At 38.5% G+C, this 25,223-nt stretch carries 14 protein-coding genes, 4 tRNA genes, 7 rRNA genes, 1 other RNA gene and 1 other annotated feature; of the genes, 1 reads left to right on the top strand and 25 read right to left on the bottom strand.

The genetic code is table 11. From position 1 onward, the window contains the following. Nucleotides 1-104: 104 nt before the first annotated feature. Nucleotides 105-1,607, bottom strand: a 16S ribosomal RNA gene (locus tag NWE74_RS11770). A 424-nt stretch (nucleotides 1,608-2,031) separates the two neighbouring features. Beyond that, nucleotides 2,032-2,262 (bottom strand): glutaredoxin family protein, encoded by a 231-nt coding sequence (locus NWE74_RS11765; protein WP_258243299.1) that lies wholly within the window; start codon nucleotides 2,260-2,262, stop codon nucleotides 2,032-2,034. A 185-nt stretch (nucleotides 2,263-2,447) separates the two neighbouring features. On the opposite strand from NWE74_RS11765, the gene NWE74_RS11760 reads away from it, so the two are divergent. Beyond that, entirely contained in the window at nucleotides 2,448-3,659 is a 1,212-nt protein-coding gene (locus NWE74_RS11760) for an MGDG synthase family glycosyltransferase (RefSeq protein ID WP_258243298.1), read from the top strand. A gap of 100 nt (nucleotides 3,660-3,759) precedes the next feature. Here the strand turns inward: NWE74_RS11760 and NWE74_RS11755 are convergent, their stop codons facing one another. From NWE74_RS11755 to gyrA, 23 genes are all read right to left on the bottom strand, one after another. Further along, a complete protein-coding gene (locus tag NWE74_RS11755; protein WP_092727879.1) occupies nucleotides 3,760-3,984 on the bottom strand; it encodes a hypothetical protein in 225 nt (74 codons plus the stop codon). A gap of 142 nt (nucleotides 3,985-4,126) precedes the next feature. Beyond that, complete coding sequence (recR, locus tag NWE74_RS11750; RefSeq protein WP_258243297.1) at nucleotides 4,127-4,726, bottom strand: recombination mediator RecR; 600 nt, start codon at nucleotides 4,724-4,726, stop codon at nucleotides 4,127-4,129. Nucleotides 4,727-4,737: 11 nt separating this feature from the next. Further along, complete coding sequence (locus tag NWE74_RS11745) at nucleotides 4,738-5,082, bottom strand: YbaB/EbfC family nucleoid-associated protein (protein WP_258243296.1); 345 nt, start codon at nucleotides 5,080-5,082, stop codon at nucleotides 4,738-4,740. Nucleotides 5,083-5,144: 62 nt separating this feature from the next. Next, a complete protein-coding gene (dnaX, locus tag NWE74_RS11740; protein WP_258243295.1) occupies nucleotides 5,145-6,791 on the bottom strand; it encodes a DNA polymerase III subunit gamma/tau in 1,647 nt (548 codons plus the stop codon). 157 nt (nucleotides 6,792-6,948) lie between these two features. Further along, an RNA gene (gene ffs / locus NWE74_RS11735) (signal recognition particle sRNA large type) lies at nucleotides 6,949-7,213 on the bottom strand. Nucleotides 7,214-7,247: 34 nt separating this feature from the next. Beyond that, nucleotides 7,248-7,339, bottom strand: a tRNA-Ser gene (locus tag NWE74_RS11730). 3 nt (nucleotides 7,340-7,342) lie between these two features. Further along, a complete protein-coding gene (locus tag NWE74_RS11725; protein WP_258243294.1) occupies nucleotides 7,343-7,795 on the bottom strand; it encodes a nucleoside deaminase in 453 nt (150 codons plus the stop codon). 279 nt (nucleotides 7,796-8,074) lie between these two features. Continuing rightward, nucleotides 8,075-9,358, bottom strand: a complete 1,284-nt coding sequence (gene serS, locus NWE74_RS11720) for a serine--tRNA ligase (protein ID WP_258243293.1) — start codon at nucleotides 9,356-9,358, stop codon at nucleotides 8,075-8,077. Nucleotides 9,359-9,579: 221 nt separating this feature from the next. Continuing rightward, nucleotides 9,580-9,787, bottom strand: a binding site (T-box leader). A 384-nt stretch (nucleotides 9,788-10,171) separates the two neighbouring features. Then, a 5S ribosomal RNA gene (gene rrf, locus NWE74_RS11715) occupies nucleotides 10,172-10,288 on the bottom strand. A 61-nt stretch (nucleotides 10,289-10,349) separates the two neighbouring features. Continuing rightward, a 23S ribosomal RNA gene (locus tag NWE74_RS11710) occupies nucleotides 10,350-13,251 on the bottom strand. Nucleotides 13,252-13,486: 235 nt separating this feature from the next. Beyond that, nucleotides 13,487-13,562 (bottom strand) — tRNA-Ala (locus NWE74_RS11705). Nucleotides 13,563-13,673: 111 nt separating this feature from the next. After that, a 16S ribosomal RNA gene (locus NWE74_RS11700) occupies nucleotides 13,674-15,176 on the bottom strand. Nucleotides 15,177-15,308: 132 nt separating this feature from the next. Then, a tRNA-Ile gene (locus NWE74_RS11695) sits at nucleotides 15,309-15,385 on the bottom strand. A 10-nt stretch (nucleotides 15,386-15,395) separates the two neighbouring features. Continuing rightward, nucleotides 15,396-15,484, bottom strand: a tRNA-Leu gene (locus tag NWE74_RS11690). A gap of 5 nt (nucleotides 15,485-15,489) precedes the next feature. Further along, a 5S ribosomal RNA gene (rrf, locus tag NWE74_RS11685) occupies nucleotides 15,490-15,606 on the bottom strand. Nucleotides 15,607-15,739: 133 nt separating this feature from the next. Next, a 23S ribosomal RNA gene (locus tag NWE74_RS11680) occupies nucleotides 15,740-18,641 on the bottom strand. Between the two features lie 239 nt (nucleotides 18,642-18,880). Next, nucleotides 18,881-20,383: ribosomal RNA gene (locus NWE74_RS11675) — 16S ribosomal RNA — on the bottom strand. The 16S, 23S and 5S rRNA genes sit together here with 3 tRNA genes alongside, the layout of an rRNA operon. A gap of 268 nt (nucleotides 20,384-20,651) precedes the next feature. Continuing rightward, entirely contained in the window at nucleotides 20,652-21,428 is a 777-nt protein-coding gene (locus NWE74_RS11670; RefSeq protein ID WP_258243292.1) for a SigB/SigF/SigG family RNA polymerase sigma factor, read from the bottom strand. Continuing rightward, nucleotides 21,428-21,835, bottom strand: a complete 408-nt coding sequence (locus NWE74_RS11665; protein ID WP_258243291.1) for an ATP-binding protein — start codon at nucleotides 21,833-21,835, stop codon at nucleotides 21,428-21,430. Before NWE74_RS11665 ends, NWE74_RS11670 begins: the two co-directional genes overlap by 1 nt. Before the next feature lie 3 nt (nucleotides 21,836-21,838). Then, nucleotides 21,839-22,156, bottom strand: a complete 318-nt coding sequence (locus NWE74_RS11660) for an STAS domain-containing protein (protein ID WP_258243290.1) — start codon at nucleotides 22,154-22,156, stop codon at nucleotides 21,839-21,841. Between the two features lie 25 nt (nucleotides 22,157-22,181). Continuing rightward, nucleotides 22,182-22,439 (bottom strand): DUF948 domain-containing protein, encoded by a 258-nt coding sequence (locus tag NWE74_RS11655; RefSeq protein WP_258243289.1) that lies wholly within the window; start codon nucleotides 22,437-22,439, stop codon nucleotides 22,182-22,184. Continuing rightward, nucleotides 22,439-22,723: a YtxH domain-containing protein gene (locus tag NWE74_RS11650; protein ID WP_258243288.1), complete on the bottom strand. Its 285-nt coding sequence runs from the start codon at nucleotides 22,721-22,723 to the stop codon at nucleotides 22,439-22,441. The genes NWE74_RS11655 and NWE74_RS11650 overlap by 1 nt, the downstream gene beginning before the upstream one ends. A gap of 60 nt (nucleotides 22,724-22,783) precedes the next feature. Beyond that, nucleotides 22,784-25,210 (bottom strand): DNA gyrase subunit A, encoded by a 2,427-nt coding sequence (gyrA, locus tag NWE74_RS11645; protein WP_258243287.1) that lies wholly within the window; start codon nucleotides 25,208-25,210, stop codon nucleotides 22,784-22,786. Nucleotides 25,211-25,223: the final 13 nt, after the last annotated feature.

Here is a 25,223-nt window from a genome sequence, read left to right as displayed (position 1 = left end):
TCATATCACTAAATGTTATACAGTTTTCAAAGTACTAAAGTACAATTAAGTACTAATTTTGAGGAATGAACCCTCAAAATTAAACAGTAGGTAATTCTCCTTAGAAAGGAGGTGATCCAGCCGCACCTTCCGATACGGCTACCTTGTTACGACTTCACCCCAGTTATTGGCTTCACCTTCGACGGACGCTTCCAAAAGGTTAGCTATCCGGCTTCGGGCGCCTCCAACTCCCGTGGTGTGACGGGCGGTGTGTACAAGACCCGGGAACGCATTCACCGCAGCATTCTGATCTGCGATTACTAGTAACTCCAGCTTCATGTAGGCGAGTTTCAGCCTACAATCCGAACTGAGAATGGCTTTAAGGGATTAGCTCCGCCTCACGACTTGGCCGCCCTCTGTACCACCCATTGTAGCACGTGTGTAGCCCTAAGCATAAGGGGCATGATGATTTGACGTCATCCCCACCTTCCTCCAGGTTATCCCTGGCAGTCCCTCTAGAGTGCCCAACTTAATGCTGGCAACTAAAGGCAAGGGTTGCGCTCGTTGCGGGACTTAACCCAACATCTCACGACACGAGCTGACGACAACCATGCACCACCTGTCACTTCTGTCCCCGAAGGGAAATCTCCGATTAGGGAGAGGTCAAAAGGATGTCAAGCTTAGGTAAGGTTCTTCGCGTTGCTTCGAATTAAACCACATGCTCCGCTACTTGTGCGGGTCCCCGTCAATTCCTTTGAGTTTCACTCTTGCGAGCGTACTTCCCAGGCGGAGTACTTAATGCGTTAGCTGCGCCACCGAGGGGGGTAACCCCCGACAGCTAGTACTCATCGTTTACGGCGTGGACTACCAGGGTATCTAATCCTGTTTGCTCCCCACGCTTTCGTGCCTCAGTGTCAGTTACAGTCCAGAGAGCCGCCTTCGCAACTGGTATTCCTCCTAATATCTACGCATTTCACCGCTACACTAGGAATTCTACTCTCCTCTCCTGCACTCAAGTCTCTTAGTTTCAAAAGCTTACTACGGTTGAGCCGTAGCCTTTCACTTCTGACTTAAGAAACCACCTACGCACCCTTTACGCCCAGTAATTCCGGATAACGCTAGCCCCCTACGTATTACCGCGGCTGCTGGCACGTAGTTAGCCGGGGCTTCCTCCTCAAGTACCGTCATTATCTTCCTTGAGGACAGAGCTTTACGACCCGAAGGCCTTCATCGCTCACGCGGCGTTGCTGCATCAGGCTTTCGCCCATTGTGCAATATTCCCCACTGCTGCCTCCCGTAGGAGTTTGGACCGTGTCTCAGTTCCAATGTGGCCGATCACCCTCTCAGGTCGGCTACTGATCGTCGCCTTGGTAAGCCGTTACCTTACCAACTAGCTAATCAGACGCGGGTCCATCCTGTACCGCCGGAGCTTTGATACTTCTACCATGCGATAAAAGTATGTTATCCCGTATTAGCATACCTTTCGGTATGTTATCCGTGTGTACAGGGCAGGTTACCCACGCGTTACTCACCCGTCCGCCGCTCTCTTCCGAAGAAGATCGCTCGACTTGCATGTGTTAGGCACGCCGCCAGCGTTCATCCTGAGCCAGGATCAAACTCTCAAATAAAAGTTGTCCATTGCTCAGCTAATCATTATCTGAATATCTGGCTTGGTTGTTTGTGTTTAATTCTATAAAGAATTATGTTTGTTTCTATAAATTAACCTACTGTTTAATTTTCAAAGTTCATTTTCTAACAACTCCCTTAGTTTATCAAAGTTTCATAACTTTGTCAACTTTTTTTCTTAAGTTGTTTTCGTTTGTGTTTGTCCGTTTCTTAAGGACAAGTAATACTATATCACCTTAATAATATATCGTCAATACTTTTTTATAAGTTTTTTTATATATTTTTTCCAGATAAACATTATTTAAGTAATATGCTAGGTTCTAGCTTAGTCTATGTAATCTACTTATTTTTATTCATGTAAATTTTTTATAAAATTCAGATTAAAAATAATGAGAAATTTTCATATTCCTCATTATTTTTATATTATTATAAATTTAAAAGTGATTTTATCCTGTTTAAGTCAAACCCTAGTACATGTTGCCCGTCTATTATAGTTACGGGAATAGACATATACCCCATACCGATTAGCTCTTTCCTAGCTTCTGAATTTTTAGATATGTTATGTTCTATATACTCTATATTATTTAATTTTAAAAATTCTTTTGCTTTTATACACTGAATACAACTGTCACTTGTATATATTTCTATTTTAGACATTTCAATTTCTCCTTTATGATTATTACAATGCTTGTATTTTTTTTTATATTGTATTAGATTATTATTAACTCATTATTAGTATATAATTTATACTATATAACTTTTTAAGTTTATTGATTCTAATTAATAATACAAAAAAAAATATTATTATTCAATATAACTCTATATTTTAGGAGGATTTTATTATGAGTAAGAAGGTATTAATTATGTCGGCATCTACAGGTGGCGGTCATAATAGAGCAGCCAGAGCTATAAAAGAAGAATTAGAGCGAAAAACAATTGATGGAATGCCTGTTAAATGTGAAATAGTAGATAGTCTAAAACTAGTTAATACTACTATGGATAAAATAATTTCTCGCGGATATGAAAAATCAGCAATTTATACACCTAAGGCTTATGGTCGTGTTTATAGATTTTCTGAAACAAGTTTAGTTTCTAAAAATGAATTTAAAGGCAATCTACTTACATCTGTTATGGCTCAAAAATTCAAAAAACTTCTTAAAGATTCTCAACCAGATTTAATTATAGGTACGCACCCATTCCCTATGATAGCATTGAGTACTTTAAAAAAATCTAGCCATACATATAAAAATTCTACTAATTTAGGAGATACATTTATTAAACATAATTCTAGTGTTAATGTACCTCCGATGATTTCTGTATTAACAGACTATACAACACACTCTACATGGATTCAAAACGAAATAAACTATTATATAGTTGGACATGAGTATGTAAAAGAATTATTAGTATTTGAAGGTGTAGATAGTAACAAAGTAAAAACATTCGGTATTCCAGTTGAAAAATCTTTTTTATCTCATAGAGATAAAGAAACTGTTTTAAACGAGCTAGGTTTATCGTCTAATAAACTTACAGTGTTATTAATGGGCGGTAGTTTTGGTGCTGGTAATATTAAAGAAACTTTAGATGAATTATTAGACATTGATAGAGACTTCCAAATATTAGTTATAACTGGTAGAAACGAGAGTTTACGTGAAAAAATAGAGAAAAAGCTAGCATCTCATTCTCATGATAAAAATATCTGTGTATTAGGATACACAAACAAAATGAATGATATCTTAGCTTCTATTGATGTTCTTATAACAAAGCCAGGGGGTCTTACTACTACAGAAGCATTATTAAAAGATGTTCCTATGATAGTACCTTATTATATACCCGGCCAAGAGGAAGAAAATTTAGATTTTCTATCTAACTGCGGAGCTGCACTTAGAACTACAAAAAAATACACATTACCTGTTTTATTAAAAGTGCTAATTGATGACTCTACACGTTTAGACATGCTTAAGAAAAATATAAAATCTATCAGAAAGTTCAATTCATCTCAGAACATAGCAAATTTAGTAGTTGATATTCTTTCTCCTCAAAATAACTATTAACATTTATATTATTTAAATTTTAAAATGATTTAATCATAAAAGGAGCTTAACTCAATTGAGTATAGCTCCTATTTTATTAAATATAATTAAGTTAATTTTTTTAATACCTTGGCTCATAAAAATCTTCTTCATAATCATACTGATAATTTTTATAATTATTTCTAAATTCTGAGTTTCTAGACTTTGATGATTTTTTAGGCTTTTTTTTAATAAGTAAGCTCATATCGTCACTTTCACTAAACTTACTTTTATCTTTTGAACTTAAACTTTTTTGTCTTTTTTCCTTCATAGCCTTATGTTCTTCTAGATTCATAGTTGATTTCATATTGCACCCCTATTAAAATTTTTAAATGAATATACAACAAATTATACCCTAGGAAAAATTTTAGTTCAATAATTTTAATCCATTTTTTAACACAAAATTCTTCTATTAAACGACAAAAAAATCGAGGAAAATACCTCGATTTTTATATTTCTCTTCTTCCTTCTAGAGCTTTAGAAATAGTTACTTCATCTGCATACTCTAAGTCTCCACCTACTGGTAAACCATGAGCTATTCTAGTTACTTTTATTCCCATAGGATTTAAAAGTCTTGCTATGTACATAGCAGTGGCTTCCCCTTCTATAGTCGGGTTAGTAGCCATTATAATTTCTCTTACATCTTGAGTTCCTAATCTTTGAATTAATTCCTTTATTTTTATCATATCTGGACCAATACCATCCATAGGAGATATAACTCCATGTAAAACATGATATTGACCTTTAAACTCTCTAGTTCTTTCCATAGCAGCTACATCTCTAGGATCTTCTACTACACAAATAACTCCTGGATCTCTATTTTTATTTGAACACATGCTACAAGGATCTGTATCAGTTATATTGCAACATACTGAACAATATTTAATTTCCCTTTTAGCCTCTATGATTGCTTTAGATAAAGCTTCAACATCATTATCATTCATATTAATAACATGAAAAGCTAATCTTTGAGCAGTCTTTCTTCCTACTCCAGGAAGTTTTGAAAATTCTTCTATAAGTCTTGTTATTGGACCTGTATAAACTTGCATATTATCACCTACTAGAATAATCCTGGTATATTCATTCCTCCAGTTAATTTGCTCATTTGAGATGATTGCATATCATCAACACTTCTTAAAGCTTCGTTAACAGCACTTAATACTAAATCTTGTAACATTTCTATATCATCTGGGTCAACTACTTCCGGCTTTATGCTTATATCTACTACTTCTTTCTTACCATTTACCTTAACAGTAACTGCTCCTCCACCAACTGAAGCTTCTACTTCTTTAGTTTCTAATTCCTCTTGCATTTTTTGCATGTTTTCTTGCATCTTTTGAGCCTGCTTTAATATATTGTTCATATTTCCAGGCATCATTCCGCCTCCAAAACCTTTCTTAGCCATAATAAAAATCCTCCTTAAAACTTTATTAATTCTATTTTAATATTATATCATAATAGTATTTACTATTTATCTCCATTTTCTTCAATACTATCTTTTATTTCTAGTATTCCTTCTCCTACCAATTCTTTAAGAATCTCTTCACCTTTATCTACTTTATTATTTTTTATTTCTAAATCTATGCCTCTTACTTCTGACTCTAATATTACCTTTATATTAAAACTTCTATTTATAGTTTCTCTAATTACCTTTTCTATATAAGAGATAGTTTTTTCTTCACATAATTTTTTCTTCGCAAAACCATATACATCTTTATATATTAAATACAATACATTATTATGCACGTTAAAATTATGAACATCTCCCAATAATACAGATAATGGTACTTGTTTATCAGCTTTTATAGATTGTCTTATCTTGGCCCAAGATGCTTCTATTAATTTAACATCTTCACTTTTTACATCTTCATAGACTATTTCTTCTTCATAATCACTTTGATGATTTTCAGCTTCTCCACTATTATTGATAGTATTCTCTATTACCTTAGTATTAACCTTTATATTTCCACTTTCAATAGTTTTTTCTAAGTTTTCAATTCTTTTTATAAGTGCTTCTTTACTCTCATCAAACATAGGTTGAGCAATTTTCATCATAGTTATCTCTGCTAAAACTCTAGGATTAGATGAAGTTCTTATATCATCTTGGGTAGTTGATAATATGTTAAGTATTCTTATTAGGTCATTTACATCTACATTGTCTGATTGTAATTTTAATTGTTTTATTGTTTCCTCTGGCAAAGAAATAATTTCATCTAAATCTGTTGATACCTTACATACCATCAAATTTCTAAAATGATCTATTAAGTCATTTATTAAATTCCTTATATCTTTACCCCATATTACAAATTCATTTAATGATTGTAGTGATTGCTTTGTATCTTGGTCTATAATATACTGTGCCATTTCAAATAGCTGCTCTATATTTACAGTACCTAATAACTCTACAACATCTTTATATTCTATTTTATTATCTCCAAAAGATATACATTGATCTAAAATACTTAACGCATCTCTAAGCGCTCCTTGAGAGTTTCTAGATATTAAATTCAAAGCTTTTTCTTCTACTTCTATATCTTCTTCTCCACATATATTTTTCATTCTTTCAGTCATATCTGAAACAGTTACTCTTTTGAAATCAAATCTTTGGCATCTTGATAGTATTGTTGCTGGAATTTTATGTGGCTCTGTAGTTGCCAATATAAATATAACATATGATGGTGGCTCTTCTAACGTCTTTAATAAGGCATTAAATGCACCTTGTGATAACATATGTACCTCATCTATTATATACACTTTATACTTAGCTTTAGTTGGTGAGTATTTTACGCTTTCTCTAAGTTCTCTTATATCATCTACACTATTATTAGAAGCAGCATCTATTTCTACTACATCCATAATATTATCATTTAAAATAGCTCTACAAACTTCACACTCATTACAAGGCTCTTGATTTTCACTATTCGGACAGTTTACTGCTCTTGCAAAAATTTTAGCTGTAGATGTCTTACCTGTACCCCTCGTACCACAGAATAAGTATGCATGACCTATATTATCATTTTCAATTTGATTTTTTAAAGTTCTCGTTATATGATCTTGACCTACAACATCTTCAAAGTTTTGTGGTCTATATGCTCTATATAATGCTTTATGCATTCTTTATCTCTCCTTAATAAAAATCTCTTCTATGTATTCTTTTCCAAAATATTATAATATTATAATTATCAAAGCTTTATTTAACTATTATTAATCTTTATTTTAATATAAAAAAAATCTCTTAAATTAAGAGATTCATCTTTTATATATTTAAATGCTGTACACCATCTATTGACTTAATCTCATAGGCGTTACCTAAACAGTTAGCTCAACTTAGGCACCCCCGCGGCACACAGAAGTGATCACTTACCGCTGCTTCCTTCCGGATCTGACGGGGTTTATGAGCTTCCATTGCGCAGGACCTAAGCATCAACACCACTTATTTAGGGCAGCCCTACAAAAAATAAGCCTCTAGATGGAATTCAATCCTGCTAAAGCGGATTGCAGGTTACAGGGCACCGCTATCTCCCCATCTAGTACAGCAAAATTACAACCATATTTAATTTAAACATCCTCTGGCGGAGAGAGTGGGATTCGAACCCACGATACGCTTATGACGTATACTCACTTTCCAGGCGAGCGCCTTCGACCGACTCGACCACCTCTCCTTATTATCTTTTCCTTAAAGTCTTAAAAAATTCTTGTAATATATTAGAACATTCATCTTGTAAGACTCCGAAAGAAACTCTAACGTTATTGTTTTCGTAATAATCTACTTTAAATTCATGTTGCATTTCTGTATATGAATTTTTTATATGCTTAGTTCCTATTATAAGATTCTTTATTCTAGAATTAACAACAGCACCACTACACATTATGCATGGTTCCATAGTAACATATAAATCACAATCAATCAATCTCCATCCACCTAGATTTTGTGCTGCTTGTCTAATAGCTAAAATCTCAGCGTGTGCAGTACAGTCATTTAAAGTTTCAGTAAGATTATGACCTCGTCCTACTATTTCACCATCTTTAACTACAACCGCTCCAATTGGAGTTTCTTTTTTTTCATATGCTTTATATGCTTCTTTTAATGCTTCCTTCATATAGAATGATGTTTCCATACTGCCTCCTAGAACTTATAACACTTTTATATTATCATAATTTTTTTTATAATTCAACTTAAATTTTATATTACCTTATATATAATATCTACATTTTTGTTAATACTCAGTACTTATTATACTAAATAGTTAGTTAATTTTTTATATTACTTATTTTAATTTCAATAAATTTCCATATTAAATACATTAAAATAAAATATTTTATCAAAAATAAAAAAGTAGTTTATCTAGTTAAACTAGATAAACTACTTATCTAAATATAATTTATATTAGAATTTTTTATAATTCATTTTTCTTTATAACATCTACACCCATATATGGTCTTAATACCTCTGGAACTATTACTGATCCATCAGCTTGTTGGTAATTTTCTAATACTGCTGCTAAACTTCTTCCTACTGCTAATCCTGATCCATTTAATGTATGAACATATTCTGCTTTAGATTTTTTATCTCTCTTGAATCTTATACCAGCTCTTCTAGCTTGGAAGTCTTCGAAGTTTGAACAAGAAGATATTTCAACATATCTGTTGTAACTTGGCATCCATACTTCTAAGTCATATTTAAATGCTGCAGTGAATCCTAAATCTCCTGTACATATTCTTACTACTCTGTATGGTAATCCTAACATTTGTAACATTTTTTCAGCATCATTAGTTAATTTTTCTAATTCGTTGTAAGATTCTTCTGGTGCAACAAATTTAACTAATTCAACTTTATTGAATTGATGTTGTCTTACTAATCCTCTAGTATCTCTACCAGCAGATCCTGCTTCTGATCTGAAACATGGAGTATATGCACAGTATTTTACAGGTAATTGTTCTAAAGATAATATTTCATCTCTGTGTATGTTAGTTACAGGTACTTCTGCAGTTGGTACTAAGAAGTAATCTACACCTTCTATTTTAAACATATCTTCTTCGAATTTAGGTAATTGTCCTGTTCCTACAAAGCTTGTTCTATTAGCCATGAAAGGTGGTAATACTTCAGTATATCCATGTTGATCAACATGAGTATTTAAGAAGAAGTTTATTAAAGCTCTTTCAAGTCTAGCTCCTAATCCTTTGTATAAAGTAAATCTTGATCCAGTTATTTTACCAGCTGTTTCAAAATCTAGTATTCCTAATCCTGTTCCTAAATCCCAGTGAGCTTTCTCTTCGAATTCAAACTTTGGTATTTCTCCCCAAGTTCTTACCTCAACGTTGTCTTCATCTGTAGTTCCTTGTGGAACATCTGGATGAGGAACATTAGGTATTCTCATTAAGTTATATTCCATTTCACCTTCAACAGTTCTAACTTTTTCATCGATAGCCTTTATCTTATCAGATAATTCTTTTAACTCAGCTTTTGCAGCTTCTACATCTTTACCTTCTTTTATTAATTGAGGTATCTTTTTAGACTCAACATTTAGCTCATTTTTCATTACTTCAACTTCTTTAAGTAACTCTCTTCTCTTATCATCTAATTCTATAACGGCTTCTAGATTAAATTCTTTTTCTCCCCTTCTATCCATAGCTTTTTTTATATCTTCTAAGTTTTCTCTTATTCTTCTAACATCTAACATTATTTTTTCCTCCTGATTTTTTGTTTTTTTACTCTAATTTACCACTTTTGAGTTGTATAAAATTTATTAATTATTTATAAAAGTTGCGCCTACTGTTATAAATATTTTTATTAGTTTAAGTTACTTCAATAACGTTTTTTTCAATACATGTATTATAAAACTAAAATTATTTAATTGACTACAATAGTTGAAGGTAATAAAAAAAGACCCTCGTTCCCTATAAAAGGGACGAAAGTCTTGATCCGCGTTGCCACCCTAATTGATTATATATAAATATAATCCTCTCAGTCCTGTAACGTAGGTTTACGGTTAATCATTATCCGATTAACAGCTCCAGAATAGATTCAACAACCATTGTAATGAGTTCACACCAACCACTCACTCTCTGAATACAAAATGCTATTTACTAATTTCCTTCTCAGCTTTTCAACTAATTGTTTTATTTGATACTCATTATATTATATATGTTAACAACTTTCAATACTATTATTCAAATTTTTTTATTTATTTTTTATTTTATTGTTTGTGGATATATTATAATCCATCTATTTTTATAATATATTTATTTATAAAAAATACTATAATTATTTTTTTATTCATCAAAATACTATGAATTTTACTATTTTTTTTACTTATATTTTATATTTATCTACTTTTATAGACCATATTTTCATTTAAATTTATTCATATACTCCTAAATTTAATTATTTTAAATTTATTCTAAAATTACGTAGTGCTCTATCACAATCTATTTTGCCAATAAAAAAACATCCTAAATTTTTTAGGATGCTAAAACTACAATAAAAAAAGATTACGTGGCTACGTCTTACTCTCCCAGGGGGTCGCCCCCCAAGTACCATCAGCGCTAAAGAGCTTAACTTCTGTGTTCGGAATGGGAACAGGTGTATCCTCTTTGCTATAATAACCACATAATCTTTATTTTTAGAGTTAATACTCTGAAAACTGTATATCATTTAGAGTGAATCATTTATTGGTCAAGTCCTCGACCTATTAGTATCGATAAGCTAAATACATTACTGCACTTACACCTTCGACCTATCAACCAGGTAGTCTTCCTGGGGTCTTACCCTTACGGTGGGAAATCTTATCTTGAAGTTGGCTTCGCGCTTAGATGCTTTCAGCGCTTATCCATTCCGTACATAGCTACCCAGCCATGCCCTTGGCAGAACAACTGGTACACCAGAGGTACGTCCATCCCGGTCCTCTCGTACTAAGGACAGGTCTCCTCAAATTTCCTACGCCTGCGACGGATAGGGACCGAACTGTCTCACGACGTTCTGAACCCAGCTCGCGTACCACTTTAATGGGCGAACAGCCCAACCCTTGGGACCTACTACAGCCCCAGGATGTGATGAGCCGACATCGAGGTGCCAAACCTCCCCGTCGATGTGGACTCTTGGGGGAGATAAGCCTGTTATCCCCAGGGTAGCTTTTATCCGTTGAGCGATGGCCCTTCCATGCGGTACCACCGGATCACTAAGTCCGACTTTCGTCCTTGCTCGACCTGTATGTCTTGCAATCAAGCTTCCTTTTGCCTTTGCACTCTTCGCACGATTTCCGACCGTGCTGAGGAAACCTTTGAGCGCCTCCGTTACTTTTTAGGAGGCGACCGCCCCAGTCAAACTGCCCACCTGACGGTGTCCCAAGACCTGATTCAAGGCCTATGGTTAGGATCCCAGTACTACAAGGGTGGTATCCCAAGGATGACTCCACACAAACTGGCGTTCATGCTTCATAGTCTCCCACCTATCCTGTACATGTAGTACCAAGACCCAACGTCAAGCTACAGTAAAGCTCCATGGGGTCTTTCCGTCCTGTCGCAGGTACCCGGCATCTTCACCGGGATTACAATTTCACCGAGTCTATTGTTGAGACAGTGCCCAAATCGTTACGCCTTTCGTGCGGGTCGGAACTTACCCGACAAGGAATTTCGCTACCTTAGGACCGTTATAGTTACGGCCGCCGTTTACTGGGGCTTAAGTTCACTGCTTCGGATTGCTCCTGACAGATCCCCTTAACCTTCCAGCACCGGGCAGGCGTCAGCTCCTATACATCGTCTTGCGACTTAGCAGAAACCTGTGTTTTTGGTAAACAGTCGCTTGGGCCTATTCTCTGCGGCCATCCAAAGGATGGCACCCCTTCTCCCTAAGTTACGGGGTCATTTTGCCGAGTTCCTTAACAATAGTTCTCTCGCTGGCCTTAGGATACTCTCCTCACCCACCTGTGTCGGTTTACGGTACGGGCGCCTTTAAACTCGATAGAGACTTTTCTCGACAGTGTGAAATCAGCTACTTCGCTACTAAATTTCGCTCCCCATCGTACCCCAGCATTATCTAGACGGATTTGCCTATCTAGACTGCCTCAGTACTTAGCCACACATAACCAACAGTGTGGTTAGCTTATCCTACTGTGTCATCCCATTTCTCAAACGCTTATTGGCGGTACAGGAATATCAACCTGTTGTCCATCACCTACGCCTTTCGGCCTCGGCTTAGGTCCCGACTAACCCAGGGCGGACGAACCTTCCCCTGGAAACCTTGGGTTTACGGCCCGTGGGATTCTCACCCACGTCTCGCTACTCATGCCAACATTCTCACTCGTATACTGTCCACATGTCCTTACGGTCATGCTTCAGCCTGCATACGAAGCTCCCCTACCCATCATAATGATGCCGTAGCTTCGGTAGTACGTTTTAGCCCCGGAAATTTTCGGCGCAGGATCACTCGACCAGTGAGCTATTACGCACTCTTTAAATGAGTGGCTGCTTCTAAGCCAACATCCTGGTTGTCTGTGCAATCCCACATCCTTTACCACTTAACGTACATTTAGGGACCTTAGCTGACGATCTGGGCTGTTGCCCTCTTGACTATGAATCTTATCACCCACAGTCTGACTCCCAAGTAAAAGAAAACGGCATTCGGAGTTTGATAGTCTTCGGTAAGTGCAATACCCCCTAGGACATTCAGTGCTCTACCTCCGTTTCTCTACGCTTGAGGCTAGCCCTAAAGCTATTTCGGGGAGAACCAGCTATCTCCGGGCTCGATTGGAATTTCACCGCTATCCACAAGTCATCCCCGAGCTTTTCAACGCTCGTGGGTTCGGTCCTCCACGAAATTTTACTTTCGCTTCAACCTGCTCATGGATAGGTCGCCCGGTTTCGGGTCTACGTCAAGTAACTTAGGTCGCCCATTTAAGACTCGCTTTCGCTACGGCTCCACACCTGAAGTGCTTAACCTTGCTACTTAACGTAACTCGTTGGCCCGTTCTACAAAAAGTACGCGGTCACACAAGAAATGTGCTCCCACAGCTTGTAAGTGCAGGGTTTCAGGTTCTATTTCACTCCCCTCCCGGGGTTCTTTTCACCTTTCCCTCACGGTACTATGCGCTATCGGTCACTAGGTAGTATTTAGGCTTGGAGGATGGTCCCTCCTGCTTCCCACAGGGTTTCACGTGTCCCGTGGTACTCTGGATCATGCTAGTAGCTTTCTCGTTTCAATTACAGGGCTATTACCTTCTATGGCGGAGCTTTCCAACTCTCTTCATTTACGATAGTGCATCCATGTTGCATGTCCGCAACCCCAATGAAGAAAACTTCATTGGTTTGGCCTTATCCGCGTTCGCTCGCCGCTACTTACGGAATCGAATTTCTTTCTTTTCCTCCAGGTACTTAGATGTTTCAGTTCCCCGGGTTCCCCTCATTAAGCTATGTATTCACTTAACAATACTTAGACATTACTCTAAGTGAGTTTCCTCATTCGGAAATCTTCGGATCAAAGTTTACGTGCAACTCCCCGAAGCTTATCGCAGCTTATCGCGTCCTTCATCGGCTCCTAGTGCCAAGGCATCCGCCCTGCACCCTTAATAACTTGACCAGTTATTAAAAGTTATCGCTACTGAACAAACTTCGTATTCACTCAGTTTATTCCAGTGCTTAAAGTTTGTAATTTTAAAGACTTTTCTTGTCGATGATATTTTTAGAAGTTATCTTCTTCATATATAAAATGATGTCATATCACTAAATGTTATACAGTTTTCAAAGTACTAAAGTACATCGCCAACGAATAATTTTCGCATACGCTCAACTTATTCCGTTGCTTAAAGTACTAATGGTGGAGATGAGGAGGATCGAACTCCTGACCCCTTGCGTGCAAGGCAAGTGCTCTCCCAGCTGAGCTACACCCCCATACTATTTTTCGACAGTAGATATTTTACTATCTAAGTCATTTTTTGTCAATAAGAATTTTTATTTTTTTATAAAAACTCTCAAAATTAAACAGTAGGCAATTCTCCTTAGAAAGGAGGTGATCCAGCCGCACCTTCCGATACGGCTACCTTGTTACGACTTCACCCCAGTTATTGGCTTCACCTTCGACGGACGCTTCCAAAAGGTTAGCTATCCGGCTTCGGGCGCCTCCAACTCCCGTGGTGTGACGGGCGGTGTGTACAAGACCCGGGAACGCATTCACCGCAGCATTCTGATCTGCGATTACTAGTAACTCCAGCTTCATGTAGGCGAGTTTCAGCCTACAATCCGAACTGAGAATGGCTTTAAGGGATTAGCTCCGCCTCACGACTTGGCCGCCCTCTGTACCACCCATTGTAGCACGTGTGTAGCCCTAAGCATAAGGGGCATGATGATTTGACGTCATCCCCACCTTCCTCCAGGTTATCCCTGGCAGTCCCTCTAGAGTGCCCAACTTAATGCTGGCAACTAAAGGCAAGGGTTGCGCTCGTTGCGGGACTTAACCCAACATCTCACGACACGAGCTGACGACAACCATGCACCACCTGTCACTTCTGTCCCCGAAGGGAAATCTCCGATTAGGGAGAGGTCAAAAGGATGTCAAGCTTAGGTAAGGTTCTTCGCGTTGCTTCGAATTAAACCACATGCTCCGCTACTTGTGCGGGTCCCCGTCAATTCCTTTGAGTTTCACTCTTGCGAGCGTACTTCCCAGGCGGAGTACTTAATGCGTTAGCTGCGCCACCGAGGGGGGTAACCCCCGACAGCTAGTACTCATCGTTTACGGCGTGGACTACCAGGGTATCTAATCCTGTTTGCTCCCCACGCTTTCGTGCCTCAGTGTCAGTTACAGTCCAGAGAGCCGCCTTCGCAACTGGTATTCCTCCTAATATCTACGCATTTCACCGCTACACTAGGAATTCTACTCTCCTCTCCTGCACTCAAGTCTCTTAGTTTCAAAAGCTTACTACGGTTGAGCCGTAGCCTTTCACTTCTGACTTAAGAAACCACCTACGCACCCTTTACGCCCAGTAATTCCGGATAACGCTAGCCCCCTACGTATTACCGCGGCTGCTGGCACGTAGTTAGCCGGGGCTTCCTCCTCAAGTACCGTCATTATCTTCCTTGAGGACAGAGCTTTACGACCCGAAGGCCTTCATCGCTCACGCGGCGTTGCTGCATCAGGCTTTCGCCCATTGTGCAATATTCCCCACTGCTGCCTCCCGTAGGAGTTTGGACCGTGTCTCAGTTCCAATGTGGCCGATCACCCTCTCAGGTCGGCTACTGATCGTCGCCTTGGTAAGCCGTTACCTTACCAACTAGCTAATCAGACGCGGGTCCATCCTGTACCGCCGGAGCTTTGATACTTCTACCATGCGATAAAAGTATGTTATCCCGTATTAGCATACCTTTCGGTATGTTATCCGTGTGTACAGGGCAGGTTACCCACGCGTTACTCACCCGTCCGCCGCTCTCTTCCGAAGAAGATCGCTCGACTTGCATGTGTTAGGCACGCCGCCAGCGTTCATCCTGAGCCAGGATCAAACTCTCAAATAAAAGTTGTCCATTGCTCAGCTAATCATTATCTGAATATCTGGCTTGGTTGTTTGTGTTTAATTCTATAAAGAATTATGTTTGTTTCTATAAATTAACCTACTGTTTAATTTTCAAAGTTCTTAAGTATATATTTGGTGGACCATCAGGGACTCGAACCCCAGACCTACCGGTTATGAGCCGGGCGCTCTAACCAACTGAGCTAATGGTCCAAATATATAATGGTGCCGAAGACCGGAATCGAACCGGTACGAGAGGTAAGTCCCGCAGGATTTTAAGTCCTGTGCGTCTGCCAGTTCCGCCACTTCGGCACATCACGTGGCTACGTCTTACTCTCCCAGGGGGTCGCCCCCCAAGTACCATCAGCGCTAAAGAGCTTAACTTCTGTGTTCGGAATGGGAACAGGTGTATCCTCTTTGCTATAATAACCACATAATTTTGTTTTATTTTGTCATCCCTTAGGACAAGTATTATATTAACATTTTATAATTAAAATGTCAACTACTTTTTTTAAAGTTTTTTATTAATACTTTGAAAACTGTATATCATTTAGAGTGAATCATTTATTGGTCAAGTCCTCGACCTATTAGTATCGATAAGCTAAATACATTACTGCACTTACACCTTCGACCTATCAACCAGGTAGTCTTCCTGGGGTCTTACCCTTACGGTGGGAAATCTTATCTTGAAGTTGGCTTCGCGCTTAGATGCTTTCAGCGCTTATCCATTCCGTACATAGCTACCCAGCCATGCCCTTGGCAGAACAACTGGTACACCAGAGGTACGTCCATCCCGGTCCTCTCGTACTAAGGACAGGTCTCCTCAAATTTCCTACGCCTGCGACGGATAGGGACCGAACTGTCTCACGACGTTCTGAACCCAGCTCGCGTACCACTTTAATGGGCGAACAGCCCAACCCTTGGGACCTACTACAGCCCCAGGATGTGATGAGCCGACATCGAGGTGCCAAACCTCCCCGTCGATGTGGACTCTTGGGGGAGATAAGCCTGTTATCCCCAGGGTAGCTTTTATCCGTTGAGCGATGGCCCTTCCATGCGGTACCACCGGATCACTAAGTCCGACTTTCGTCCTTGCTCGACCTGTATGTCTTGCAATCAAGCTTCCTTTTGCCTTTGCACTCTTCGCACGATTTCCGACCGTGCTGAGGAAACCTTTGAGCGCCTCCGTTACTTTTTAGGAGGCGACCGCCCCAGTCAAACTGCCCACCTGACGGTGTCCCAAGACCTGATTCAAGGCCTATGGTTAGGATCCCAGTACTACAAGGGTGGTATCCCAAGGATGACTCCACACAAACTGGCGTTCATGCTTCATAGTCTCCCACCTATCCTGTACATGTAGTACCAAGACCCAACGTCAAGCTACAGTAAAGCTCCATGGGGTCTTTCCGTCCTGTCGCAGGTACCCGGCATCTTCACCGGGATTACAATTTCACCGAGTCTATTGTTGAGACAGTGCCCAAATCGTTACGCCTTTCGTGCGGGTCGGAACTTACCCGACAAGGAATTTCGCTACCTTAGGACCGTTATAGTTACGGCCGCCGTTTACTGGGGCTTAAGTTCACTGCTTCGGATTGCTCCTGACAGATCCCCTTAACCTTCCAGCACCGGGCAGGCGTCAGCTCCTATACATCGTCTTGCGACTTAGCAGAAACCTGTGTTTTTGGTAAACAGTCGCTTGGGCCTATTCTCTGCGGCCATCCAAAGGATGGCACCCCTTCTCCCTAAGTTACGGGGTCATTTTGCCGAGTTCCTTAACAATAGTTCTCTCGCTGGCCTTAGGATACTCTCCTCACCCACCTGTGTCGGTTTACGGTACGGGCGCCTTTAAACTCGATAGAGACTTTTCTCGACAGTGTGAAATCAGCTACTTCGCTACTAAATTTCGCTCCCCATCGTACCCCAGCATTATCTAGACGGATTTGCCTATCTAGACTGCCTCAGTACTTAGCCACACATAACCAACAGTGTGGTTAGCTTATCCTACTGTGTCATCCCATTTCTCAAACGCTTATTGGCGGTACAGGAATATCAACCTGTTGTCCATCACCTACGCCTTTCGGCCTCGGCTTAGGTCCCGACTAACCCAGGGCGGACGAACCTTCCCCTGGAAACCTTGGGTTTACGGCCCGTGGGATTCTCACCCACGTCTCGCTACTCATGCCAACATTCTCACTCGTATACTGTCCACATGTCCTTACGGTCATGCTTCAGCCTGCATACGAAGCTCCCCTACCCATCATAATGATGCCGTAGCTTCGGTAGTACGTTTTAGCCCCGGAAATTTTCGGCGCAGGATCACTCGACCAGTGAGCTATTACGCACTCTTTAAATGAGTGGCTGCTTCTAAGCCAACATCCTGGTTGTCTGTGCAATCCCACATCCTTTACCACTTAACGTACATTTAGGGACCTTAGCTGACGATCTGGGCTGTTGCCCTCTTGACTATGAATCTTATCACCCACAGTCTGACTCCCAAGTAAAAGAAAACGGCATTCGGAGTTTGATAGTCTTCGGTAAGTGCAATACCCCCTAGGACATTCAGTGCTCTACCTCCGTTTCTCTACGCTTGAGGCTAGCCCTAAAGCTATTTCGGGGAGAACCAGCTATCTCCGGGCTCGATTGGAATTTCACCGCTATCCACAAGTCATCCCCGAGCTTTTCAACGCTCGTGGGTTCGGTCCTCCACGAAATTTTACTTTCGCTTCAACCTGCTCATGGATAGGTCGCCCGGTTTCGGGTCTACGTCAAGTAACTTAGGTCGCCCATTTAAGACTCGCTTTCGCTACGGCTCCACACCTGAAGTGCTTAACCTTGCTACTTAACGTAACTCGTTGGCCCGTTCTACAAAAAGTACGCGGTCACACAAGAAATGTGCTCCCACAGCTTGTAAGTGCAGGGTTTCAGGTTCTATTTCACTCCCCTCCCGGGGTTCTTTTCACCTTTCCCTCACGGTACTATGCGCTATCGGTCACTAGGTAGTATTTAGGCTTGGAGGATGGTCCCTCCTGCTTCCCACAGGGTTTCACGTGTCCCGTGGTACTCTGGATCATGCTAGTAGCTTTCTCGTTTCAATTACAGGGCTATTACCTTCTATGGCGGAGCTTTCCAACTCTCTTCATTTACGATAGTGCATCCATGTTGCATGTCCGCAACCCCAATGAAGAAAACTTCATTGGTTTGGCCTTATCCGCGTTCGCTCGCCGCTACTTACGGAATCGAATTTCTTTCTTTTCCTCCAGGTACTTAGATGTTTCAGTTCCCCGGGTTCCCCTCATTAAGCTATGTATTCACTTAACAATACTTAGACATTACTCTAAGTGAGTTTCCTCATTCGGAAATCTTCGGATCAAAGTTTACGTGCAACTCCCCGAAGCTTATCGCAGCTTATCGCGTCCTTCATCGGCTCCTAGTGCCAAGGCATCCGCCCTGCACCCTTAATAACTTGACCAGTTATTAAAAGTTATCGCTACTGAACAAACTTCGTATTCACTCAGTTTATTCCAGTGCTTAAAGTTTGTAATTTTAAAGACTTTTCTTGTCGATGATATTTTTAGAAGTTATCTTCTTCATATATAAAATGATGTCATATCACTAAATGTTATACAGTTTTCAAAGTACTAAAGTACAATTAAGTACTAATTTTGAGGAATGAACCCTCAAAATTAAACAGTAGGTAATTCTCCTTAGAAAGGAGGTGATCCAGCCGCACCTTCCGATACGGCTACCTTGTTACGACTTCACCCCAGTTATTGGCTTCACCTTCGACGGACGCTTCCAAAAGGTTAGCTATCCGGCTTCGGGCGCCTCCAACTCCCGTGGTGTGACGGGCGGTGTGTACAAGACCCGGGAACGCATTCACCGCAGCATTCTGATCTGCGATTACTAGTAACTCCAGCTTCATGTAGGCGAGTTTCAGCCTACAATCCGAACTGAGAATGGCTTTAAGGGATTAGCTCCGCCTCACGACTTGGCCGCCCTCTGTACCACCCATTGTAGCACGTGTGTAGCCCTAAGCATAAGGGGCATGATGATTTGACGTCATCCCCACCTTCCTCCAGGTTATCCCTGGCAGTCCCTCTAGAGTGCCCAACTTAATGCTGGCAACTAAAGGCAAGGGTTGCGCTCGTTGCGGGACTTAACCCAACATCTCACGACACGAGCTGACGACAACCATGCACCACCTGTCACTTCTGTCCCCGAAGGGAAATCTCCGATTAGGGAGAGGTCAAAAGGATGTCAAGCTTAGGTAAGGTTCTTCGCGTTGCTTCGAATTAAACCACATGCTCCGCTACTTGTGCGGGTCCCCGTCAATTCCTTTGAGTTTCACTCTTGCGAGCGTACTTCCCAGGCGGAGTACTTAATGCGTTAGCTGCGCCACCGAGGGGGGTAACCCCCGACAGCTAGTACTCATCGTTTACGGCGTGGACTACCAGGGTATCTAATCCTGTTTGCTCCCCACGCTTTCGTGCCTCAGTGTCAGTTACAGTCCAGAGAGCCGCCTTCGCAACTGGTATTCCTCCTAATATCTACGCATTTCACCGCTACACTAGGAATTCTACTCTCCTCTCCTGCACTCAAGTCTCTTAGTTTCAAAAGCTTACTACGGTTGAGCCGTAGCCTTTCACTTCTGACTTAAGAAACCACCTACGCACCCTTTACGCCCAGTAATTCCGGATAACGCTAGCCCCCTACGTATTACCGCGGCTGCTGGCACGTAGTTAGCCGGGGCTTCCTCCTCAAGTACCGTCATTATCTTCCTTGAGGACAGAGCTTTACGACCCGAAGGCCTTCATCGCTCACGCGGCGTTGCTGCATCAGGCTTTCGCCCATTGTGCAATATTCCCCACTGCTGCCTCCCGTAGGAGTTTGGACCGTGTCTCAGTTCCAATGTGGCCGATCACCCTCTCAGGTCGGCTACTGATCGTCGCCTTGGTAAGCCGTTACCTTACCAACTAGCTAATCAGACGCGGGTCCATCCTGTACCGCCGGAGCTTTGATACTTCTACCATGCGATAAAAGTATGTTATCCCGTATTAGCATACCTTTCGGTATGTTATCCGTGTGTACAGGGCAGGTTACCCACGCGTTACTCACCCGTCCGCCGCTCTCTTCCGAAGAAGATCGCTCGACTTGCATGTGTTAGGCACGCCGCCAGCGTTCATCCTGAGCCAGGATCAAACTCTCAAATAAAAGTTGTCCATTGCTCAGCTAATCATTATCTGAATATCTGGCTTGGTTGTTTGTGTTTAATTCTATAAAGAATTATTTTGTTTCTATAAATTAACCTACTGTTTAATTTTCAAAGTTCATTTTCTAACAACTTCTTTAGTTTAACAAATCATTCAAATTTTGTCAACATTTTTCTACAAGTTATTTTTTATTTCTTTATCCCTTTTCTTAAGGACAAGTAATAATATACTATACAATTAACAGTAGGTCAATAGTTTTTATTAAATTTTTATAAGTTTTTTTCGTATTCTTTTCTTAGCTTCTCCACAATCTTTCTTTCTAGCCTTGAAACAGTCATTTGAGATATGTCCAATTCCTTTGCTATAGCCGATTGTGTTTTATCTAAGAAGAATCTATCTTTAAATATTTTAACTTCTAGTTCATTTAAATTTTCAATAAACTTATTTACAAAATCCATTTGCTCTATATTACCAAAGCTGCTTTCCTCTTTACCAATTTTGTCTATAAGTGTTATATCTTTATCTTCTGAATCATCATTATTAGATGAATCTAAAGAAATAGGTTGATAACCGTATGATGCTTCCATAGCCTCTAATACGTCTTCTTCTGTACATCCTATATAATTTGCAATGTCTTTTACTTTTGGGTGTTTTTTATTTTTTTGTTCTAATATAACTTTCGCTTCACTTATCTTTTTACTTAACTCTTGGATACGTCTTGGTACCCTAAGTGTCCATACCTTGTCTCTAAAGTATTTTTTTATTTCACCTATTATAGTAGGAGTTGCAAAACTAGAAAATTCATATCCTTTTTCTATATCGTATCTATCTATGGCATATATTAATGCTAACGAAGCTACCTGATATATATCATCAAACTCTACACCTTTATTTATATACTTCTTTGCTAGCAAGTTTACTAAATACAGATGCCTTTCTATAAGAATATCTCTGATATCTTTATTGTTCTTATCACTACTGTATAGTCTGAACAATTCCTTTGTATCTATATCTAGGTAATTAGTAGCATTAGCTACATTCTTCATTAATTATCAACTCCTAAATATTTAGTCATTTTTATTGTTGTCCCTTGATTTTCTATAGACTCAATAGAAACATCATCCATTAACGTTTGAATTATAAATAATCCTAGTCCATTTTCTTTTGGGTTATCTAAATCTGGTTGTGGAATATTTTCAGTATCATATCCCTCACCTCTATCAGATATATCTATAGTCAATCCATTTTCTAACATTGTATATGTTATAAAAAATATATCATCATTACTATGCTTTATAGCATTTGTACATGCTTCTGATACTGCTACCTTTATATCTTCTATATCATCTATTGAAAAACCTATTTTATTTGCTATACCTGAAGTTGTTAATCTTATAATTCCAACATATTCAGGATTTGAATTTATTTCCATTTTAATTGTTTCACAAGTCAAAGCCTATCCCTCCACTTTAAATATTTTATCTAGACCTGTTATAGTAAAAATCTTCCTAACATTACTCTTAGGGTTTAATATGTATATCTCTTTTTCTTCTATTTTTAATTTCTTAAGAACACCTATCATCACACCTAATCCTGTAGAATCTATGTAATCTAAGTTAGTAAGATTAATTTTCATATCTACTATTTCTTCCTCTGCTAACTTATGTAAGTGTTCTTTTAATTTATCTGCTGTAGAAACATCTAACTCTCCTTCTAAAGCAATATCCCAAAAATTATTTTGATTGTCTAACTTAGAATTTATATTTATTGACATTTATAAGCCTCCTCGTAGTATCCTTTTATCTTTTAAAAAACTTAAATACTTTAGTTATACTTGTAATTTTAGTTACAACATCTGTAATTTCTTCTGTATTTCTTGTAATAGATGCCATGTTTTCTATGGTTTCATGAATATGTCTTTCATTGTAATCTATTATTTTATAAGCTTTTTCTACTACTTTAGTAGTGCTATTTAATAATCTACCTATGTATATAGCTACAATTAATGCTGATGCACCTATTAAAACAGCCCCTATTTGCCATCCCACTGCATTCATTAATTGATATCTCCTTCATCTTCAAAAGTTCTGCTTATAACTATTTCATCTTCACATATATTTATATTGTCATCTATAAAATTGTCATCTATCATAGTATTTATTTTTTCTTTAACTCCATCAAATGTTTCTTGTAAAACTTCTTTTGGATTATCCTTTACTTCTTCTATCTTTTCCTTAGCATCTCTTCTTAATTCAGAACCTTTTTTTGGTGCAAAGAATAGACCTGCTATAAATCCTAAGAATGCTCCTAATAATAAGTATTTCCCTTTTCTGCTACTCATAATCTAAACTCCTTTCGTACTTTAGGTACTAAATTATGGAAAAAAGAATAGGATAAAATCCTATTCTTCTTCTATATTTATTTTAGCAATAGAAACAACATTAACTTCGTCGTTAGTTTTCATTAGCTTAACTCCGCTTGTTACTCTTCCAAATAATGATATTTCATTAACTCTTAGTCTTATAAGAACTCCATCTGAGTTTATTATCATCATTTCATCATCTTCATTTACCATTTCAGCTCCTACAAGCTCTCCTGTTTTTTCAGAGATGTTATAAGTTTTTATACCTTTACCGGCTCTAATTTGGATTCTATACTCGTCTATATCTGTTCTCTTACCAAATCCATTTTCACTTACTACTAATAAGTCTGTACCTTCATCGCATAAACTTACAGAAACTACTTTATCATCTTTAGCTAATGTTATACCTTTTACTCCCATTGCAGTTCTACCCATATGTCTTATATCATTTTCGTCAAACTTAATAGACATACCGCCTTTAGTTACTAGAAGTACTTCTTTCTCTCCATTTGTTAACTTAACGCCTATAAGTTCATCGTCTTCTCTTAGTCCTATAGCTATAAGCCCTGATTTATTTATATTTCTAAACTCTTCACGCTTAGTTTTCTTAACTATACCGTTTTTAGTTGCTAATAATAAATATTCATTCTCACGAGCTTCATCTATTGCTATTAGAGTTGCTATTTTTTCATTAGGCCCTAATTGAAGTAAGTTTACTATAGCTGTTCCCTTAGCTTGTCTCTTTCCTTCAGGTATTTCATAAGCATTTAATCTAAATACTCTACCTTTATTTGTAAAGAACAATAATCTACTATGAGTCGTTGTTGTTACAAGGTGTTTTACGAAATCTTCTTCTCTTGTTGTAAGAGCTGATATACCTCTTCCACCCCTATTTTGACTCTTATAAGTATCAGCTGGTACTCTCTTTATGTATCCAAAATGAGTAAGAGTTATAGCTATTTCTTCCTCTTCGATAAGATCTTTCACATCTATCTCGCCTTCAGCATGTCTTATTTCTGTTCTTCTTTCATCAGCATGATTTTCTTTTATTATTAACATTTCTTGTTTTATTACATTAAGAAGTAATCTTTCATTTGCTAATATTTCTTTTAATCTATTTATTTTCTTTATAAGCTCTTCATATTCAGCTTCTATCTTGTCTCTCTCTAATCCAGTAAGTCTTTGAAGTCTCATATCTAAGATTGCTTGAGCTTGAACTTCACTCAATCCAAACTTTTCTATAAGTCCTGCCTTAGCTTCTTGAGTAGTCTTAGATGCTCTTATTAAACTTATTACTGCATCTATATTATCTAAAGCTATTCTTAATCCTTCTAATATATGAGCTCTTGCTTCTGCTTTATTTAATTCAAACTTAGTTCTTCTAGTTACAACATCTTTTTGATGTTTTACATAGTAATATAACATTTGTTTAAGATTTAATACTCTTGGTTGTCCATCAACTAAACAAAGCATTATTATACTAAACGTATCTTCCATCTGAGAATGTTTATAAAGATTATTTAATACTATATTAGCATTAACATCTCTCTTAAGTTCTATAACAATTCTCATACCGTTTCTGTTACTCTCATCTCTTAGATCTGAGATTCCTTCAATTTTCTTATCTTTAACTAAATCAGCTATTTTTTCAACTAATCTAGCTTTGTTTACTTGATATGGTATCTCTGTAACAATTATTTGTTGTTTTCCTTTAGGAAGCTCTTCTATATATGCTCTTGCTCTAACTTTAACTTTACCTCTACCAGTTCTATATGCATTTGCTATATTTTCTTTCCCCATTATTATTGCAGATGTTGGGAAATCTGGTCCTGTTATATATTGCATTAAATCTTCTACTGTACAATCTTCATTATCAATTAAATGTATTGCCGCGTCTATAACTTCAGCTAAGTTATGAGGTGGTATACTAGTTGCCATCCCAACAGCTATACCATTAGATCCATTTACTAAAAGGTTTGGATATCTTGATGGTAGTACAGATGGCTCTTTTAATGATTCATCGAAGTTTGGTATAAAGTCTACTGTCTCTTTCTCTATATCTCTTAATAATTCAAGAGATAATTTACTCATTTTTGCTTCTGTATAACGCATTGCGGCTGGTGAGTCACCATCTACAGAACCAAAGTTACCGTGCCCATCAACTAAAAGTCCTCTAGTTGAGAAGTCTTGAGCCATTCTTACCATTGCAAAATAAACAGCTGTGTCTCCATGTGGGTGGTATTTCCCCAGAACGTCCCCAACTATACGGGCAGACTTTCTATAAGGTTTATCAGGAGTTAAATTTAATTCACTCATTGAATATAATATTCTTCTATGAACTGGTTTAAGACCGTCTCTAACATCAGGAAGAGCACGACCAGCTATAACGCTCATCGCATAATCCATATACGATTTTTTCATTTCATCCGCTATCTCTAAAGGGAGTATTCTATTATTTTCTTCCATTTATACTCATCCC

Origin of the sequence: Romboutsia lituseburensis, assembly GCF_024723825.1 — a bacterium.
Lineage (GTDB): Bacteria > Bacillota > Clostridia > Peptostreptococcales > Peptostreptococcaceae > Romboutsia_F > Romboutsia_F lituseburensis_A.
The sequence above is the reverse complement of the archived record's forward strand: the minus strand, read 5'-3'. Positions and strand labels throughout refer to the sequence as shown.

Bases quoted from the DNA above. Each gene is read 5' to 3' on its own strand.
- NWE74_RS11655 (WP_258243289.1), bottom strand. From the start codon at position 22,439: ATGAATGCAGTGGGATGGCAAATAGGGGCTGTTTTAATAGGTGCATCA.
- NWE74_RS11745 (WP_258243296.1), bottom strand. From the start codon at position 5,082: ATGGCTAAGAAAGGTTTTGGAGGCGGAATGATGCCTGGAAATATGAAC.
- NWE74_RS11765 (WP_258243299.1), bottom strand. From the start codon at position 2,262: ATGTCTAAAATAGAAATATATACAAGTGACAGTTGTATTCAGTGTATA.
- NWE74_RS11660 (WP_258243290.1), bottom strand. From the start codon at position 22,156: ATGTCAATAAATATAAATTCTAAGTTAGACAATCAAAATAATTTTTGG.
- dnaX (WP_258243295.1), bottom strand. From the start codon at position 6,791: ATGCATAAAGCATTATATAGAGCATATAGACCACAAAACTTTGAAGAT.
- gyrA (WP_258243287.1), bottom strand. From the start codon at position 25,210: ATGGAAGAAAATAATAGAATACTCCCTTTAGAGATAGCGGATGAAATG.
- NWE74_RS11650 (WP_258243288.1), bottom strand. From the start codon at position 22,723: ATGAGTAGCAGAAAAGGGAAATACTTATTATTAGGAGCATTCTTAGGA.
- NWE74_RS11755 (WP_092727879.1), bottom strand. From the start codon at position 3,984: ATGAAATCAACTATGAATCTAGAAGAACATAAGGCTATGAAGGAAAAA.
- NWE74_RS11725 (WP_258243294.1), bottom strand. From the start codon at position 7,795: ATGGAAACATCATTCTATATGAAGGAAGCATTAAAAGAAGCATATAAA.
- serS (WP_258243293.1), bottom strand. From the start codon at position 9,358: ATGTTAGATGTTAGAAGAATAAGAGAAAACTTAGAAGATATAAAAAAA.
- recR (WP_258243297.1), bottom strand. From the start codon at position 4,726: ATGCAAGTTTATACAGGTCCAATAACAAGACTTATAGAAGAATTTTCA.
- NWE74_RS11670 (WP_258243292.1), bottom strand. From the start codon at position 21,428: ATGAAGAATGTAGCTAATGCTACTAATTACCTAGATATAGATACAAAG.
- NWE74_RS11760 (WP_258243298.1), top strand. From the start codon at position 2,448: ATGAGTAAGAAGGTATTAATTATGTCGGCATCTACAGGTGGCGGTCAT.